The sequence below is a fragment of the Denitratisoma sp. genome, from assembly GCA_032027165.1.
In the GTDB taxonomy this organism is placed as follows: Bacteria; Pseudomonadota; Gammaproteobacteria; order Burkholderiales; family Rhodocyclaceae; genus Desulfobacillus.
In genome coordinates, this window is the sequence record JAVSMO010000001.1 from 1334104 (window position 1) to 1347444 (window position 13341).

At 65.3% G+C, this 13341-nt stretch carries 15 protein-coding genes; 6 read left to right on the forward strand and 9 right to left on the reverse strand.

What is annotated here, in order from left to right; genetic code table 11:
• Positions 1–3: 3 nt before the first annotated feature.
• Positions 4–471, forward strand: a complete 468-nt coding sequence (locus ROZ00_06560) for a peroxiredoxin (GenBank protein ID MDT3735865.1) — start codon at positions 4–6, stop codon at positions 469–471.
• Here the strand turns inward: ROZ00_06560 and ROZ00_06565 are convergent.
• Genes ROZ00_06565 through ROZ00_06580 form a run of 4 tightly spaced genes read right to left on the reverse strand, consistent with a single transcriptional unit; the run spans position 468 to position 4936 of the window.
• Positions 468–1379, reverse strand: coding sequence for an alpha/beta fold hydrolase (locus ROZ00_06565; protein MDT3735866.1), 912 nt, complete (start codon positions 1377–1379; stop codon positions 468–470). The genes ROZ00_06560 and ROZ00_06565 overlap by 4 nt on opposite strands.
• Before the next feature lie 10 nt (positions 1380–1389).
• Complete coding sequence (locus ROZ00_06570; GenBank protein MDT3735867.1) at positions 1390–3003, reverse strand: GMC family oxidoreductase; 1614 nt, start codon at positions 3001–3003, stop codon at positions 1390–1392.
• A complete protein-coding gene (locus ROZ00_06575; protein MDT3735868.1) occupies positions 3000–3524 on the reverse strand; it encodes a twin-arginine translocation signal domain-containing protein in 525 nt (174 codons plus the stop codon). The genes ROZ00_06570 and ROZ00_06575 overlap by 4 nt, the downstream gene beginning before the upstream one ends.
• Positions 3524–4936, reverse strand: a complete 1413-nt coding sequence (locus ROZ00_06580) for a coniferyl aldehyde dehydrogenase (GenBank protein ID MDT3735869.1) — start codon at positions 4934–4936, stop codon at positions 3524–3526. Before ROZ00_06580 ends, ROZ00_06575 begins: the two co-directional genes overlap by 1 nt.
• Positions 4937–5068: 132 nt before the next feature.
• On the opposite strand from ROZ00_06580, the gene ROZ00_06585 reads away from it, so the two are divergent.
• The 4 genes from ROZ00_06585 (at position 5069) to ROZ00_06600 (ending at position 8011) form a co-directional block, all read left to right on the forward strand.
• Positions 5069–5800, forward strand: coding sequence for a hypothetical protein (locus ROZ00_06585; protein ID MDT3735870.1), 732 nt, complete (start codon positions 5069–5071; stop codon positions 5798–5800).
• A 273-nt stretch (positions 5801–6073) separates the two neighbouring features.
• Positions 6074–6532, forward strand: coding sequence for a hypothetical protein (locus ROZ00_06590; GenBank protein ID MDT3735871.1), 459 nt, complete (start codon positions 6074–6076; stop codon positions 6530–6532).
• Between the two features lie 113 nt (positions 6533–6645).
• Positions 6646–7437: a hypothetical protein gene (locus ROZ00_06595; protein MDT3735872.1), complete on the forward strand. Its 792-nt coding sequence runs from the start codon at positions 6646–6648 to the stop codon at positions 7435–7437.
• 79 nt (positions 7438–7516) lie between these two features.
• Positions 7517–8011, forward strand: coding sequence for a hypothetical protein (locus ROZ00_06600; GenBank protein MDT3735873.1), 495 nt, complete (start codon positions 7517–7519; stop codon positions 8009–8011).
• Between the two features lie 362 nt (positions 8012–8373).
• Here ROZ00_06600 and ROZ00_06605 read toward each other — a convergent pair whose 3' ends face one another.
• The 4 genes from ROZ00_06605 to ROZ00_06620 all read right to left on the reverse strand — a co-directional run bounded on the left by ROZ00_06605 (position 8374) and on the right by ROZ00_06620 (position 11726).
• Positions 8374–9183, reverse strand: coding sequence for a class III extradiol ring-cleavage dioxygenase (locus tag ROZ00_06605; protein MDT3735874.1), 810 nt, complete (start codon positions 9181–9183; stop codon positions 8374–8376).
• A 91-nt stretch (positions 9184–9274) separates the two neighbouring features.
• The gene (locus tag ROZ00_06610; GenBank protein ID MDT3735875.1) at positions 9275–9700 is read right to left on the reverse strand and encodes a type II toxin-antitoxin system VapC family toxin; all 426 of its coding nucleotides are present in this window, start codon (positions 9698–9700) and stop codon (positions 9275–9277) included.
• A complete protein-coding gene (locus ROZ00_06615) occupies positions 9687–9923 on the reverse strand; it encodes a DNA-binding protein (GenBank protein ID MDT3735876.1) in 237 nt (78 codons plus the stop codon). The genes ROZ00_06610 and ROZ00_06615 overlap by 14 nt, the downstream gene beginning before the upstream one ends.
• Positions 9924–10022: 99 nt before the next feature.
• A complete protein-coding gene (locus tag ROZ00_06620) occupies positions 10023–11726 on the reverse strand; it encodes an ABC transporter ATP-binding protein/permease (GenBank protein MDT3735877.1) in 1704 nt (567 codons plus the stop codon).
• Positions 11727–11810: 84 nt separating this feature from the next.
• Here ROZ00_06620 and ROZ00_06625 point away from each other — a divergent pair, with 84 nt between their 5' ends.
• Positions 11811–12218 carry a CZB domain-containing protein gene (locus tag ROZ00_06625; GenBank protein ID MDT3735878.1) on the forward strand — a complete coding sequence of 136 codons (408 nt, stop codon included), beginning with the start codon at positions 11811–11813 and terminating at the stop codon, positions 12216–12218.
• A 140-nt stretch (positions 12219–12358) separates the two neighbouring features.
• On the opposite strand, the gene ROZ00_06630 is transcribed toward ROZ00_06625, so the two are convergent.
• Positions 12359–13330, reverse strand: a complete 972-nt coding sequence (locus ROZ00_06630; protein ID MDT3735879.1) for a WYL domain-containing protein — start codon at positions 13328–13330, stop codon at positions 12359–12361.
• Between the last annotated feature and the right edge of the window lie 11 nt (positions 13331–13341).

A 13341-nucleotide genomic window follows, 5' to 3' on the forward strand; every position in this document is an offset into this window, starting at 1 on the left:
CCCATGAGCGCACGACCCAAACCCGGCGACCCCGCCCCCGACTTTTCCTGCCACGCCACCGACGGCAGCACCATCCGGCTGTCGGACTTCCGCGGCAAGAAAATCGTGCTGTACTTCTATCCGATGGACGACACGCCCGGCTGCACCGCCCAGGCCTGCAGCCTGCGCGACTTCAACCGCGACATCGCCGCAAAGGGCGCGGCGATCCTCGGCGTCTCCTCGCAGGACGAGGCCTCGCACAAGAAATTCACCTCGAAATACAAGCTGAACTTTCCCCTCCTCGCCGACACCGACCGGACCATGGCCAAGGCCTACGGCGTGGCGGGCTCGGGGCTGTTCGGCGTGGCGCGCGCCCTGACGGGCATGAACGAGCGGGTGACCTTCATCATCGACGAGAAGGGCAGGATCGCCCACGTCCTCGACGATCCCAACTGCCCCAACCACGGGGAGGAAGTACTGAAGCTGCTCTAGGCTTCAAGCTCCGCCAGCAGCAGCCGCTCGATCTCCGGCGAGAAGGCCATCTCGAGGTGGCCGATGCCGGCCAGCGGCACCACCTTCGCCCCTTCCAGAACCGAACTGTCCTGCGGCATGACGTAGTTGTCCTGGCAGCTGTAGATCGACACCGTCTCCGGCAGCGGCACCGCGCCCGGCGCATTGAGGCCGGCCAGCCAGGCGCTGCCGGGCACCATCTGCCGGCCGTTCTCGCCCAGCCCCAGCACCGCCAGCCGGCTGCCGCGGTGCGGCGAGCCCAGCGTCACCAGCTTCGCCACCTTGGCGTTGCCGTGCCGGCGCAGGTAGGCACGCGACACCAGACCGCCCATGCTGTGGCCGACCAGGATCAGCCGCTCCGTGCCGGCGGCGGCGCAGACCTCGTCGATGCGGCGCGCAAGCTGCTCGACGTAGCCGTCGATGTCGTTGAACACCGGGGCGAGGCTGATCGTGCCGACCTGCCAGCCGGCACGCGCCAGGCGGCCGCGCAATTCGAACCAGAAGCCGCGATTGCACTGGTAACCGTGCACCAGCAGCACCGGCAGGCGCCCGCCCTCGGCGCGGCCGACGCGGTCGGCCGCCATGAAGAAGCGCTCGAAGGGCATCACCACGGAGAACAGCAGGCAGAAGGCCGCCAGCTCGCGCAGCGCCATGACGATGCCGCGGCCGGCGCCGATGGCGCAGCCCGCCGGCTGCGGTGCGGCATAGGCGCGCGAGAAGGCGAAGGTGGTGGCGATGATGAGCGCGCGGCCGAGCACGGCAAGAATCATTGCCAGTCCGACGGCCTGCTGCGCCGCCCAGCCGCAGCGGCTCACCAGCAGCCAGCCCAGCAGCAGGTACAGCACGGCTTCGCCGGCCAGCATCAAACGGTGAAGTGTCGAAGCGGCCAAGATGTCCTCCTCAGGCCAGCGCCGGCGCCGGCCGTTTCGTGAGTTCCTCGGCCAGCCGGCTGGCGTTGCGCGCCGCCAGGCCGTAGATCGACAGCTGCGGGTTGGCGCCGATGCTGGTCGGGAACAGCGAGCCGTCGCACACCGTCAGGTTGGCCAGCCCGCGATAGCGCCCCCAGGAATCGGTGGTGCCGCGCTGCTCTTCCGCCGCCATGCCGCAGCCGCCCATGACGTGCGCGCTGACCACGCGCGCCAGCTGGTTCTTCAGCGGCAGTGCTTCGATGCCGGCCTTCGCCTCCGCCATGTTCGCATACCCCGCGCACTGCTCGTGCACGACATAGACGCGCTTCGCGCCGGCGGCGAACTGCAGTTCCGCCATCGCCAGCCAGGAGCGGCGCACGCCGTCCCAGACGAAATCCGTGATCGGATAGTCCAGCACCGGCGCGCCGCCGTCGCCCAGCTGCACGCTGCCGCCGGGGCTGTCCGGATGGAAGCCGTCGCGCAGCAGCGAGAGCATCGCATGGGTGTTCGGGAATTCCGCCATCAGCCTGCCATGCGCCTCGCCGTAGCCCTGCAGCGTGGTGGAGAACAGCACCGGGTGCATCGGCGGCACCTCCAGCTTGAAGCCGATCGGCCCGTCGACGGCGACGCTGTCCAGGTAATGATCGGAGTAGATGGTCTGCGGCGCACCCGCGTACCCCTTCACCTCGTGGTCCATGACGGCCGCCGCCACCGTCGTCGGGTGCAGGAAGGTGCGCCGGCCGAGCAGGCGCCGCGGATCGGGGGCGCCGCTGCGCAGCAGCAGCGCCGGCGTGCCGATGGCGCCGGCCGCCAGCACGAAATGCTTCGCCCGGATGCGCACGCGCCAGGGCAGCGGATGGATGCCTTCCGGCATCATTGCCGTGCACTCCAGCGCCTCTGCCTTGTCCTGCGCCAGCACCAGCCGCTCTGCGCGCAGGCGGTGGACCAGGATGGCGCCGCCGGCCAGCGCCGCCGGAATCGTCGTCACCAGCATCGACTGCTTGGCGTTGGTCGGGCAGCCCATGCCGCAGTAGCCGAGGTTCCAGCAGCCCTTGACGTTGCGCCGAATCGGCGCCACCGGCACGCCGAGTTCCCAGGCCGCCTCGCGCAGCAGCTTGTTGTTCTCGTTCGGGCTGATGTCCCAGTAGCGGATGTTCAGGCGCCGCTCGACGGCGTCGAACCACGGCGACATCGCCTCGGCCGTCAGATCCATCAGGCCGAACTCGCGCTGCCAGTGCGCCAGCGTCGTCGCCGGCGTGCGGAAGCTGCTGGTCCAGTTCACCGTCGTCGATCCGCCGACGCAGCGGCCCTGCAGGATGTTGATGGCCTTGTCCTTGGTCTTGCGCGCCGCCGACTCCTGGTAGAGCTGCGGGTAGGCGTCGGCCTCGCGCATCTTGAAATCGGTCGAGGTCTTCAGCGGCCCCTCCTCGACGACGACGACCTTCAGGCCGGCCTTGGTCAGGATCTCCGCCGCGATGCCGCCGCCGGCGCCGCTGCCGACGATGGCGACGTCGGCCTCGAGCTCGCGGTCGGCGACGAGCTTCGACGCGTCGATCGCCTGCCAGCCGGCGTTGATGCCTTCGATGAACGGATCGCGGATCGTCATAGCATCTCCGGCGGGCCGGGGTAGCCGATGCGTTCCCACGTCTCGGGCGTGCCGTACCAGGCGCCCAGCACCAGGTCGTGCAGGCCGGCGTAGGCGCTGCGCAGCAGGGCGAAGCGGCTGAAGCGCCAGCCCTCGAGGAAGGCGGCGACCTCCTGCGGCGCGGCCTCTTCCCAACTCGGCCGCAGCCCCGCCAGCAGCACGCGCGCCGGCGCGAAGCCGAGCAGCACGAAGAGCTCGCCGAGCTCCTTCTGCGCCGCGGCGGAGAGGCCGGCGATGGCGACGCCGACGCCATCGACGGTCTGCGCAATGGCCCGGCTGCGCGCCTCGCCCGCTGCCGGCAGCACGCCGGCCAGCACGGCCGGCACGATGGCGCCGATGATGCTGCGCTCCTGCAAAGTCAGTCTGTGCGGTACGGCGCTGCCCGGCGCTTCCCTCAGGCTGCGCGAATAGAACAGGCCCGCCGCCGTCAGCACCGCGCCGCCGACGAGGCCTGCCTTGATGAATTGTCTTCTCGTCGGCATCAGCGGATCAGAAACTTCACCATGCGCTCGAACAGCGCGCCGTAGGGCGGCTTGAACAGCCCCATGCCGTTCACCCGCGACTGGAAGAACACCGCCTTCTTCTTCGAGAAGGCCTCGAAGCCCTCGAAGCCGTGGTAGTGGCCCTTGCCGCTCTCGCCGACGCCGCCGAAGGGCAGGCTGTCCTGGGCGATGTGCAGGATGGTGTCGTTGATGGTGACGCCGCCGGAGAGCGTCTGCTCCAGCACATGGTCGATGCGGCCGCGGTCGCGGTCGAAGTAGTACAGCGCCAGCGGGTTCGGCCGCGCATTGACGTAGCGGATCGCCTCGTCGAGGTCGCGGTAGGGCACCACCGGCAGGATCGGCCCGAAGATCTCCTCCTGCATCACCTGCATGCCGGGCGTGACGTTGCGCAGCGCCACCGGCGGTATGCGCCGCGTCGCCGCGTCCGGTTCGGCGGCGGACGCGAGCGGCACCGCTTCGGCGCCCTGGTTTTTCGCATCCTCGATCAGCCCGAGCAGCCGGCGGTAATGCCGCTCGCTGACGATCGACGAATAGTCCGGCGTGCGCAGGATGTCCGGATAGCAGGCGTTCACCTCCTTCTGCGCCGCGGCGATGAAGGCATGCTCCTGACCGGCCGGCACCAGCACGTAGTCGGGCGCGATGCAGGTCTGGCCGGCGTTCATGGTCTTGCCGACGACGACGCGCTCGGCGAATGTCTCGAGGGGATAGTCCGGCCCGAGGATGGCCGGCGACTTGCCGCCCAATTCGAGGGTCACCGGCGTCAGGTTCTCGGCGGCGGCGCGCATCACGCTGTAGCCGACCTTCGTCGAACCGGTGAACAGGAGATGCCCGAACGGCAGCAGCGCGAAGGCCTGCGCCACCTGCGCGTCGCCCTGCACCACCGCCACCTCGTCGGCGGCGAAATACTTTTCGACCAGGCGGGCGAACAGCGCGGACATGGCCGGCGTGAATTCGGACATCTTCACCATGACGCGGTTGCCGGCGGCCAGCGCCGCCACCAGCGGCCCCACCGCCAGCAGCAGCGGATAGTTCCACGGCACGATGATGCCGACCACGCCGAGCGGCTGGTGCAGCACGCGGGCGCGGCCCGGCAGGAACCACATCGAGACGGCGCGGCGCTCCGGCCGCATCCACGACTTCAGGTGGCGGCGGGCATGGCGGATGGCTTCGAAGCTGGGGAAAAGCTCGAGGAGCTGGGTTTCGTGCAGCGAACGGTTGCCGAAGTCGCTGCGGATCGCCTCGGCGATGGCCGGCTGGTTCTCGCGGATCAGCCGCTCCAGCGACGCCAGCCAGGCATCGCGCGCGCGCCAATCCGGATTGGCGTCGCGCGCCGCCGCCTCGCGCAGCCGGGCGTGGATCTCGGTCAGGCTGCCGGCAGGTTGCATTTCCATGGTGCCCATCGCCCTTCCATCGCACTGGGGGCGTCCCCCCGATGCACCAGTGTAGCCGAGCCGTTTTGCCGCGGGTTAGGCAATTGGCTCTAAAGGCTTTCCGCGCCCGGTTCCGGGGAAGATAATCCACCCATGGACAAGGAGGGAAAGGAGCGCTGGGTCGCATTGCTGCGCCGGCACCTGGGCCAGGCCAAGGCGCTGCGCGCCGCCGTCACTGCCGATCCGCGCATGGCCGCCGACCGCCTGCGCCTGCGCGCCTGGCAGGCCGACCGCCTTGCCGCCACCTACCGCGACCTGCTCGACTCCGAGCGCTACCGCGACGCCGCGCGCTTCTTCCTCACCGACCTCTACGGCCCCAAGGACTTCAGCGAGCGCGACCACGAGGTCGAGCGCATCCTGCCGACGCTCTCCGCCACCCTGCCCGCCGCCGGCATCCGCACCATCGCCCTGGCCATCGAGGTCGACGCCCTCTCGGAAGAATTCGACGCCGCCATGGTGGCCGAACTGCGCCGCGCCCGCGCCATGGCGAAGATCACCGAAAAGGCCTATGCCGAAGCCTATCGCCGCTGCGGCAAGCGGGCCCAGCGCGAACTGCAGCTCCGGCTGATCGGCGAGATCGGCGAGGCCCTCGCCGCGCTGACCCGCAAGCCGCTGATCCATGCCGCCCTGCGCCTGATGCGCGGCCCCGCCAAACTGGCCGGCCTGGCCGAGCTGCACATGTTCCTCGAGGACGGCTACAACGCCTTCCACCGCATGGGCGACCCGACCGAATTCCTCGACACCGTCGCCACGCGCGAAGCGGCCATCCTGCGGCAGCTCTTCGACGGTGCGCCAAGGCCGTTCGACATTCCGGACAGCAACTGAGTCGCCGTTCCGCGGGGACTGACTATTGATCCGGGAAAGGCCGTCAGGCCGGAATTCGGCCTAAGCGGATGCTGCGACTAGCGGACGAAGATTTCCGCATTCGGTCAGAAGCGGACCGATTCGCCTAGTTCCTGCTGTCCGGGATATTGGAGTTGTTATACGGACCCCGTTACGCAAGACGCCTTGCGTATTAATGAATTACCGGAGCATACTCTTGGCTCAATATCAATTCATATCCGGACCCATGGGTACGTCTAATAACTGTTAGAACTCATGGCGCCGCACGTCTCTGACCAGTCAACAGTTGTTCGGTGGGATACACCATTCGTAGACATGCTTTTCCCTGCTGTACAACCAATATTCTCAGCTTCTGACAACTCTCTGATTGTGATCGTAATGCCGCAAGGCCTTGGGAAATATCCTGGCTATTCAGTCGTTTTCAAAGATGCGCCGCTAGTGATGGTTTATGAAGAACTCAATGCGCCAACTGACCCACAATGGGTGGYAGCTGGTGGCCATACACTAAAGGCGAGCTCAAGCTACAAATGGGTTAATTCGCCACTGGTCATGCGCAATCTGCGTCTTGGAATGAAAGCYGTGTTTGAAAATGCAAAACTTGAGCACTACATCGTATGCGGAGGTAATAATATAGTTGAGGTATTAGCCGCAGAAGTGCCGGCAATTGCAATCTTCAATAGTCCGCGTACGTTCAGTGAAATCTATGAGTTCTAACTATCGCTTCGAGGGGACCGCCGAGAAGCTGCGCTTCTCGGTTCCCCGTCGGCTGCGCCGCCGGGCGGCCCCTCAAGCTAAACGTTGGGCGTACTGAACCATCAACACATCACATGACCGGGTTTAAACAACAACGTCACGGACACATCAATCCAATCTTCGCCCATGAAGAGGCGAGCATTCTTGCGGCAGTCGACAAGGCTTACAGTTCATCAAAAAATTCTCAAAATTTTGGTAAGAACGGCGAAACGGCTCTTTGCTCTTTTCTCAATCGGTATCTGCCCATTTCCTTTCGTTCCGTGTCAGGGCACTTCGTTACGCCTTCTGGGCAGTTGTCTCCCGAACTAGACGTCATGGTCATCGACTCCCGTTACCCGCTTCTTGCTGAAAACGAGGATGGTTCGGTCCTAACGATGTTGCATTCGGTCATCGCAACGATTGAAGTGAAGCTGACACTGGTGAAGAAGGAAATTCTAAAGATTCGAAAAAACGCTTTAATTGTTTCGGGGGTGCAGACCGAGGCATTTCCAAGTTCGGGAGAATGGGGCGGCATAATTCAGTTGGCCTTTGCCTATCGCGCAGGCATCACCCTTGACACGGTTGCAGATCACTACTTCGATGGACATTCACCCCAAGATCCCGCAAGCAGCATCTGCGTTCTTCGAGTTCATGATCGAGATCAAACAACTAGCGAAGGTCCACTCGGTGCCCATGTATGGTTGGAGGCAGGTCAACAGCTCGCAACCGCCACGACACTTGCTCCGCTATCAGACTTCTATTACCGCTTGGTACAAGATGGCTTCTACACTCTGGCTACACGAAATTTCGATTTCGGTGATCTTAGCCAACACCTAATGCTCTACATGAACTGGGGAACATTCCCCTGTAGGAATCGTGGTGCGTGATGGGTACGCCCAACCCATCAATCCACCGGCCTGCGCGAAAAGCCGCGCAGGCCGGTGATTTAAAACGTTGGGCATCTAGATGAATCCGCTCGCTGTCATTCTGGCCAAGCGACAGCACCTTGCTAGGCTGGCCAATCAATCAGGCGCCGCTGGCGAGCTCACCGCGCTAGCTGAAATGGAGCATTGGGTTCCAAGGCCGAAGGGCGCTGGATTGAAAGTCCTCCTAGCCGCTTTGTCCGAGTCTGGCGTAAAGATCAAGGGCTCCAGTTTCGATGCTATTGCTTGTAAAGATGCTGACCGCCTCGACTTCGGTAATCCGGCTGCCGTGCGTGCGGCGTTGCCAGAAATGACTTTCATCGAGATCAAGACAGCCAATCAGACGCGTGTTCGCCCTGGCTTCTCTGGCTTCTTCTTCGCCCTGACAGAGGGCGAAATTGCCGCAGCCGAAGCTTTGCAGCAGCGTCATCGTGTAGCGCTCTACAACAAGCTTTCTGGCGAACTCCTGTTGACCTCTGTTCCTGAGATCTTGGCGCGCACAAAGTCGATGAACTGGCAGCTTTCCGTACAACTCTAGCGAGTCGCTATGCACCAGATGCCCAACCCCTCCGTCAACCGGATCGTCTGCAAGCTGCGCTTGCATATTCGCTCCGGCCTTCGGCCTCCGCCGGCCGGCAACGTCGAACGTTGAACGTACGCTCTTTCGTGCTTGCTACTTCCGCTTAGGGCACAAAGCGGAAATATTTTGCTGCCCACGGCAACGCCTGCTTCGGCCGAAAAGCCGGCTACCAAAACCCATCGCCGTGCTGCGGCGACTGACTTTCATTCGGTCCGCAGACCGCTTCAGTTACGGCATATCCTGAAGGCGGGTCTTTTCTGAATTCGTTTTCGCGGGCGCCGAGGATCGGCGCCCGGGCCTGGGCCGGCGTCCAGGCTCGGTCAGCTTCCGGCTTGCCAGAGGTACATGCTCGATTTCTTGTTCAGGATCCGCAATTCGAACGATTTCAGGCAGGCCGTTGCGGCAAACCCGTAGCAAACGTGGAGCGGCAGCAAATGCTCCTCCCGGGGATGGCAATGGCGCGCGAAAGGTGCGTCCTCCCAATCGACAAGCCTTTGCGTCCGCGCCTCCTCCTTCATGTCCGTGCTGCCACAGGTATCGAGCAGCCAGGCTTCGAACGCTTCATTCATCGCCCTGGTGCTGTCCGTCTCCGGCGCGAAGAATGCCTTCATGTTGTGGAACGAGAACCCGGAGCCGATGACGAGCAGCGATCCATCGCCCAGGCCTTGAAGGGCCCGCCCCATCCTGATGTGTTCGGCCGCATCGAGGCTTTTCAGCAGGGACAGCTGGACGCAGGGAATGTCCGCGCCCGGATACATGATCTTCAAGGGCACGAACAGGCCGTGATCGAATCCCCTTTCGCCGTCCAGATCGGCATGGATGCCCGCCGCGGCCAGTTGCCCGGCGATGTGTGCCGCCAGCGCGGGCGCGCCCGGACAGGGGTACTCGATCTCGTAGGATGCCTGCGGAAAGCCGTGATAGTCGTATATCAGCGCCGGATTCGCAGCCGAAGTCAGGGTGGCGTTGCCTGCTTCCCAGTGCGCGCTGACGACGACGATTGCCGACGGCCTGCCCACCGTCGCCGCGATCTGCTTCAGGCAGCGGACCATCTCTTCGTGGGACGTGTCGCCCAGTAGCGGCAAGGGTCCTGCGCCGTGGGACAAAAAGATTGCCTGGCGTTGGGTCGTCAAGAAGCTCTCCTGTCCGAAAAGTTGAAAGCCGCCAGCCATCGCCGTACCGCAGCGACTGACTTTCCCCCGTGCCTCCGTAGCGCAGCGCCCGTCAGCCGGTACGCCCGAACGGATTCAGCAACCGGACGCCAAGGCCTTCGAAGTGCTTTACGTTGCGCGTGACCAGCGTCAGGTCGTGGATCAACGCGGTTGCGGCGATCTGCTTGTCGAGCGGGTCCTCGGGATGGGGTACGCGCAAGCGTCCCCAGACCTGCCCGGTCTCCGCATCGAGAGGAAGGATGTTCTCCGCGTATTCGTCGAGCACGCGCTGCAACCAGTGTTCGAGCTGGTCGGCCTGCGCGCGATCGCCGCGGTGGCGAATGATCTCGACCCCGCGCCGCAGTTCGCCGACCGTGATGGCGGACAGGTAGAGCGCATCGTCGTTCCCGGCGGCCTCGCGAAGGAAAGCTAGCACGCCGGAGTCGGCCTTCCCGCCCTTGCGGGCTTCGCTGATGACGTCCGTATCAACGAGATACACGCCGCGCCTCTACGGGGTCTTCGCCCCGCGCAAAATCCTCGTCCGCTCCCACGTCGGGCATGGCAGCCAATAGTTCGGCGAAGCTTTTCCGCCTTGTCCGGCGCAGCGCCTTTGCCAGGATATCGCGGTGCTCGGCCTCGGCACTGCGGCCGTGACGGGCCGCCCGCTCGCGCAAGGCCTTGACGAGGGCCTCATCGACATCACGAACCAGGAGTTGAGCCATAGGGACCTCCATACGCTGACCAGGATGCTATCAATGATAGCACCCGCTCTGCCGAAAGAAAACACATGGCAGGCGCCGTCCTGCAGCGACTGACTTTCGTCAGTGCCGGAAGTCGTACCCCTCCGCCGGATGCAGCTGCCACTCCCCCTCGCCGCACAGCTCCAGCACCTGCCTGTGGTACTTGAGGATGCTCGCGCGGTGGGCGACGCTGACCAGCGTCGTCTGCATGGCGGCGAGCTGGCGGTAGAGGCTTTCCTCGTTGGCGGCGTCGAGCGCGCTGGTGGCCTCGTCGAGGATGACGTAGCGCGGCCGCGTGATCAGCACGCGGGCGAAGGCGAGGCGCTGCTGCTCGCCGATGGAGAGCACCTTTTCCCAGTCGCGCTCGGCGTCGAGGCCGCCGAAGCGCTCGGCGACGTCGGGCAGGTTCACCCGCTCGAGCAGGCGCAGCAGCTCGGCGTCGGGCACCGGCCGCTCCTGCTGCGGGTAGAGCAGCTGGCTGCGCAGCGTGCCGAGGATCATGTAGGGCTGCTGCGGCAGGAACAGGATGTCCTCCGGGCGCGGGCGCACGATGCGGCCGCTGCCGCAGTACCACAGGCCGGCGATGGCACGCAGCAGGGAACTCTTGCCGCTGCCGCTCTCGCCGACGATGAGCAGCCCCTCGCCGTGGTCGATGGCGACGGAGAGGTTCTTCACCAGGGTGCGCTCGCCGCCGGGCGTCAGCAGCGTGACGTGCTCCAGCGCCAGCCGGTCGCCCTGCGCCGGTTCGATCAGGCTCGGGCTGCGCGCCCGGCAGGTCGGCTCGGCAGCGAGCACGCGCGAGAAGGTGTTGAGGCGGTCGATGCCGGCGGCGAAGCGGCTCAAGCCCTCGAAGTTCTCGATCACCACCGAGATGGCGGAGAGCACCGCGGCGAAGGCGCCGGCGGCCTGCACGGCGGCGCCGACCTCCAACTCTCCGGAGAGCACTTCGCCGGCAATGATGGCGCTGGGCAGGACGATGGTGAGCAGGCCGTAGGCGTACTGGAACAGGTTGAGGAAGAGCTGGCTGCGGATCAGCCGGTTGTAGTTGTCGAAGGCGGCGGCGAAGCGGCGGCGCACCTGCTGCGATTCCTGCGCCTCGCCGCGGTAGAAGGCGATCGATTCGGCGTTCTCGCGGACGCGCACCATGCCGAAGCGGAAGTCGGCCTCGCGCTTCAGCTGCATGAAGTTGAGACCGAGCAGCGGCCTGCCGAACACCGCCAGCGTGACGGTGGTGCCGAAGATGGCGTAGACGACGAGGAAGTACACCAGCACCCGCGAGATCTCCCACAGCACGACGCTGAAGGCGAAGAGCTGCAGCACCGCGCCGATCAGGATCAGCAGGAAGTACAGCGTGCGCTGGGTGAAGGTGTTGATGTCCTCGGCGATGCGCTGGTCCGGGTTGTCGATGGCGGCGTTGGCGTTCAGCTCGTAGTAGTGGCGCTGCGCGAAGTAGCTGTCGAGGAAGCGGCCGGTGAGCCAGCGCCGCCAGAGGATGCCGAGCTTGTCGCGCACATAGTAGTAGAAGGCGTACACCGGCACGGCGAAGAGCAGCAGACCGAGGCAGTAGCGGATGGCGGCCCAGAAGCGCTCCTCCTCGCGCGCCGCCAGGGCCGAGGTGAACTCGCCGGTCTGCTCGTTGAAGAGCACGGCGAAGCGGGTCTGGCCGAGCAGCAGCAGCACCAGCAGCGCCAGCAGGCCCCAGGCCTTCCATCGCTCTTCGTGGCGCCAGTAGGGGGCGGCGATGGCCCAGAAGCGCTGCAGGTGGTGGCGGTCGAGTGATTTCATTGCCCGGATTCTAATATGCCCTCAAGGATTCCACGGCAGCGCCGATATTTCCCATCGAGACGGCAACCCGTCAGGAGGAATGTCATGGGAATGCGGGAAGAAATCGATGCGGCATTGCACGCCCATGCCGCCTGGCGCACGCGGTTCAAGGACTACCTGAACGGCCGGACCGCCTTCGACACCGAACTGGCGGGCGTCACCGACCAATGCGACTTCGGCCGCTGGCTCGCCAAAGAGGGCTACCGCCTGATGCCGAGCGAGATCCACGGCCAGATCATCGAGGCGCATGCCGAATTCCACCATGTCGCCGGCGAGATCGTGCACAACATACGGGAAAAACGCTTCGACCTGGTGAAGCAGAACCTGGCGCCCGAGGGTGCCTTCAACCTGGCCAGCGCCCGGCTTGCCGACCTCCTGCGCAAAGCCTCCCTGCGCGAGCACGCCGCCTCCGCCCCGGCGCCGGCCGAGGGCCTGCCGCAAGGCGGCGACTGACTTCCTAGGCGAACATCCACAGCGCGACGGACATGCCCGTCGTCGCCCAGAACACCACGAAATCGGGATTCATGATCGACCTCCTTTCCATGTGCCACAGGATAGAAGGCGGCAGGCTCAGGGCGTGAGCCTGCGGAAGATCAATAGAGGTCGAGCGCCGCCTTCAGCTGCGCCGCGACGTCCTTGCGCAGCGCGGCCGGCGCCAGCACTTCGACGCCGGCGCCCTGCTTGAGGATGTCCATGACGAGCTCGCGGCTGTCCGAGTAGGGAATCTCCAGCAGGTAGCTGCCGTCCTTGTCGAAGCGCGCCTTCTGCTTGGGATGCCACTGCTCCATCGACACCCAGCGCGCCCGCTCCGGCGTGAAGCGCAGCTTCGCCCACTGCACCTTGCGCCCGGAGAAGATGCCGTAGCCGGCGCCGAGGACGGAGTCGAGCGTCTTCTCCGGCACGTTGCGCGCCGGCTGCTCGATGATCTCGGCACGGCGGATGGCGTCGACGGCGAAGCTGCGCAGGTCGTTCCTCAGGTGGCACCAGGCATCCAGGTACCAGTTGTCGCGGTAGTACACCAGCCGCTGCGGCGACACCTCGCGCTCGATGGTCTCGTCGCGCGCCCGCACGTAGTGGGCGATGAGCAGGCGTTTGCGCCGCAGCAGGGCCGAGCCGACCACCGCGAAGTGGTCGAGCGCCAGGCGCCGCGAGGCCATGCCGAGGATGCGGATGCGCTTGTGGATCTCCTCGGTGGTGTCGTCGGCGGTGCCGAGCAGCGCGCGCAGGCGCGCCAAGAGCGGCGCGATGTGCGGCCCGAGCAGCCCGCCGGTGTCGAGGTTCATGAGGAGATGCTGCATGGTGAGCAGGGCGTGCACCTCCTGCGCCGAGAACCACAGGCCGGGCAGCTCGTACTGCGCCGCGCCGCCCTCGCGCCCGGCGAACTTGTAGCCGCCCGCCTCGCGGTCCCAGACGATGGGCGCGTTGAGGCGGTTCCTCATGTACTCGAGGTCGCGCTTGATCGTCGCGCGGGAGACCTCCAGCTTCTCCTCGAGGACCGAGAAGGGAACGATCTTCTTTTCGTTGAGCAGCTGGTCGATGCGGTAGAAGCGCTCGGTGCGGTCCATCGAGAAGGCTC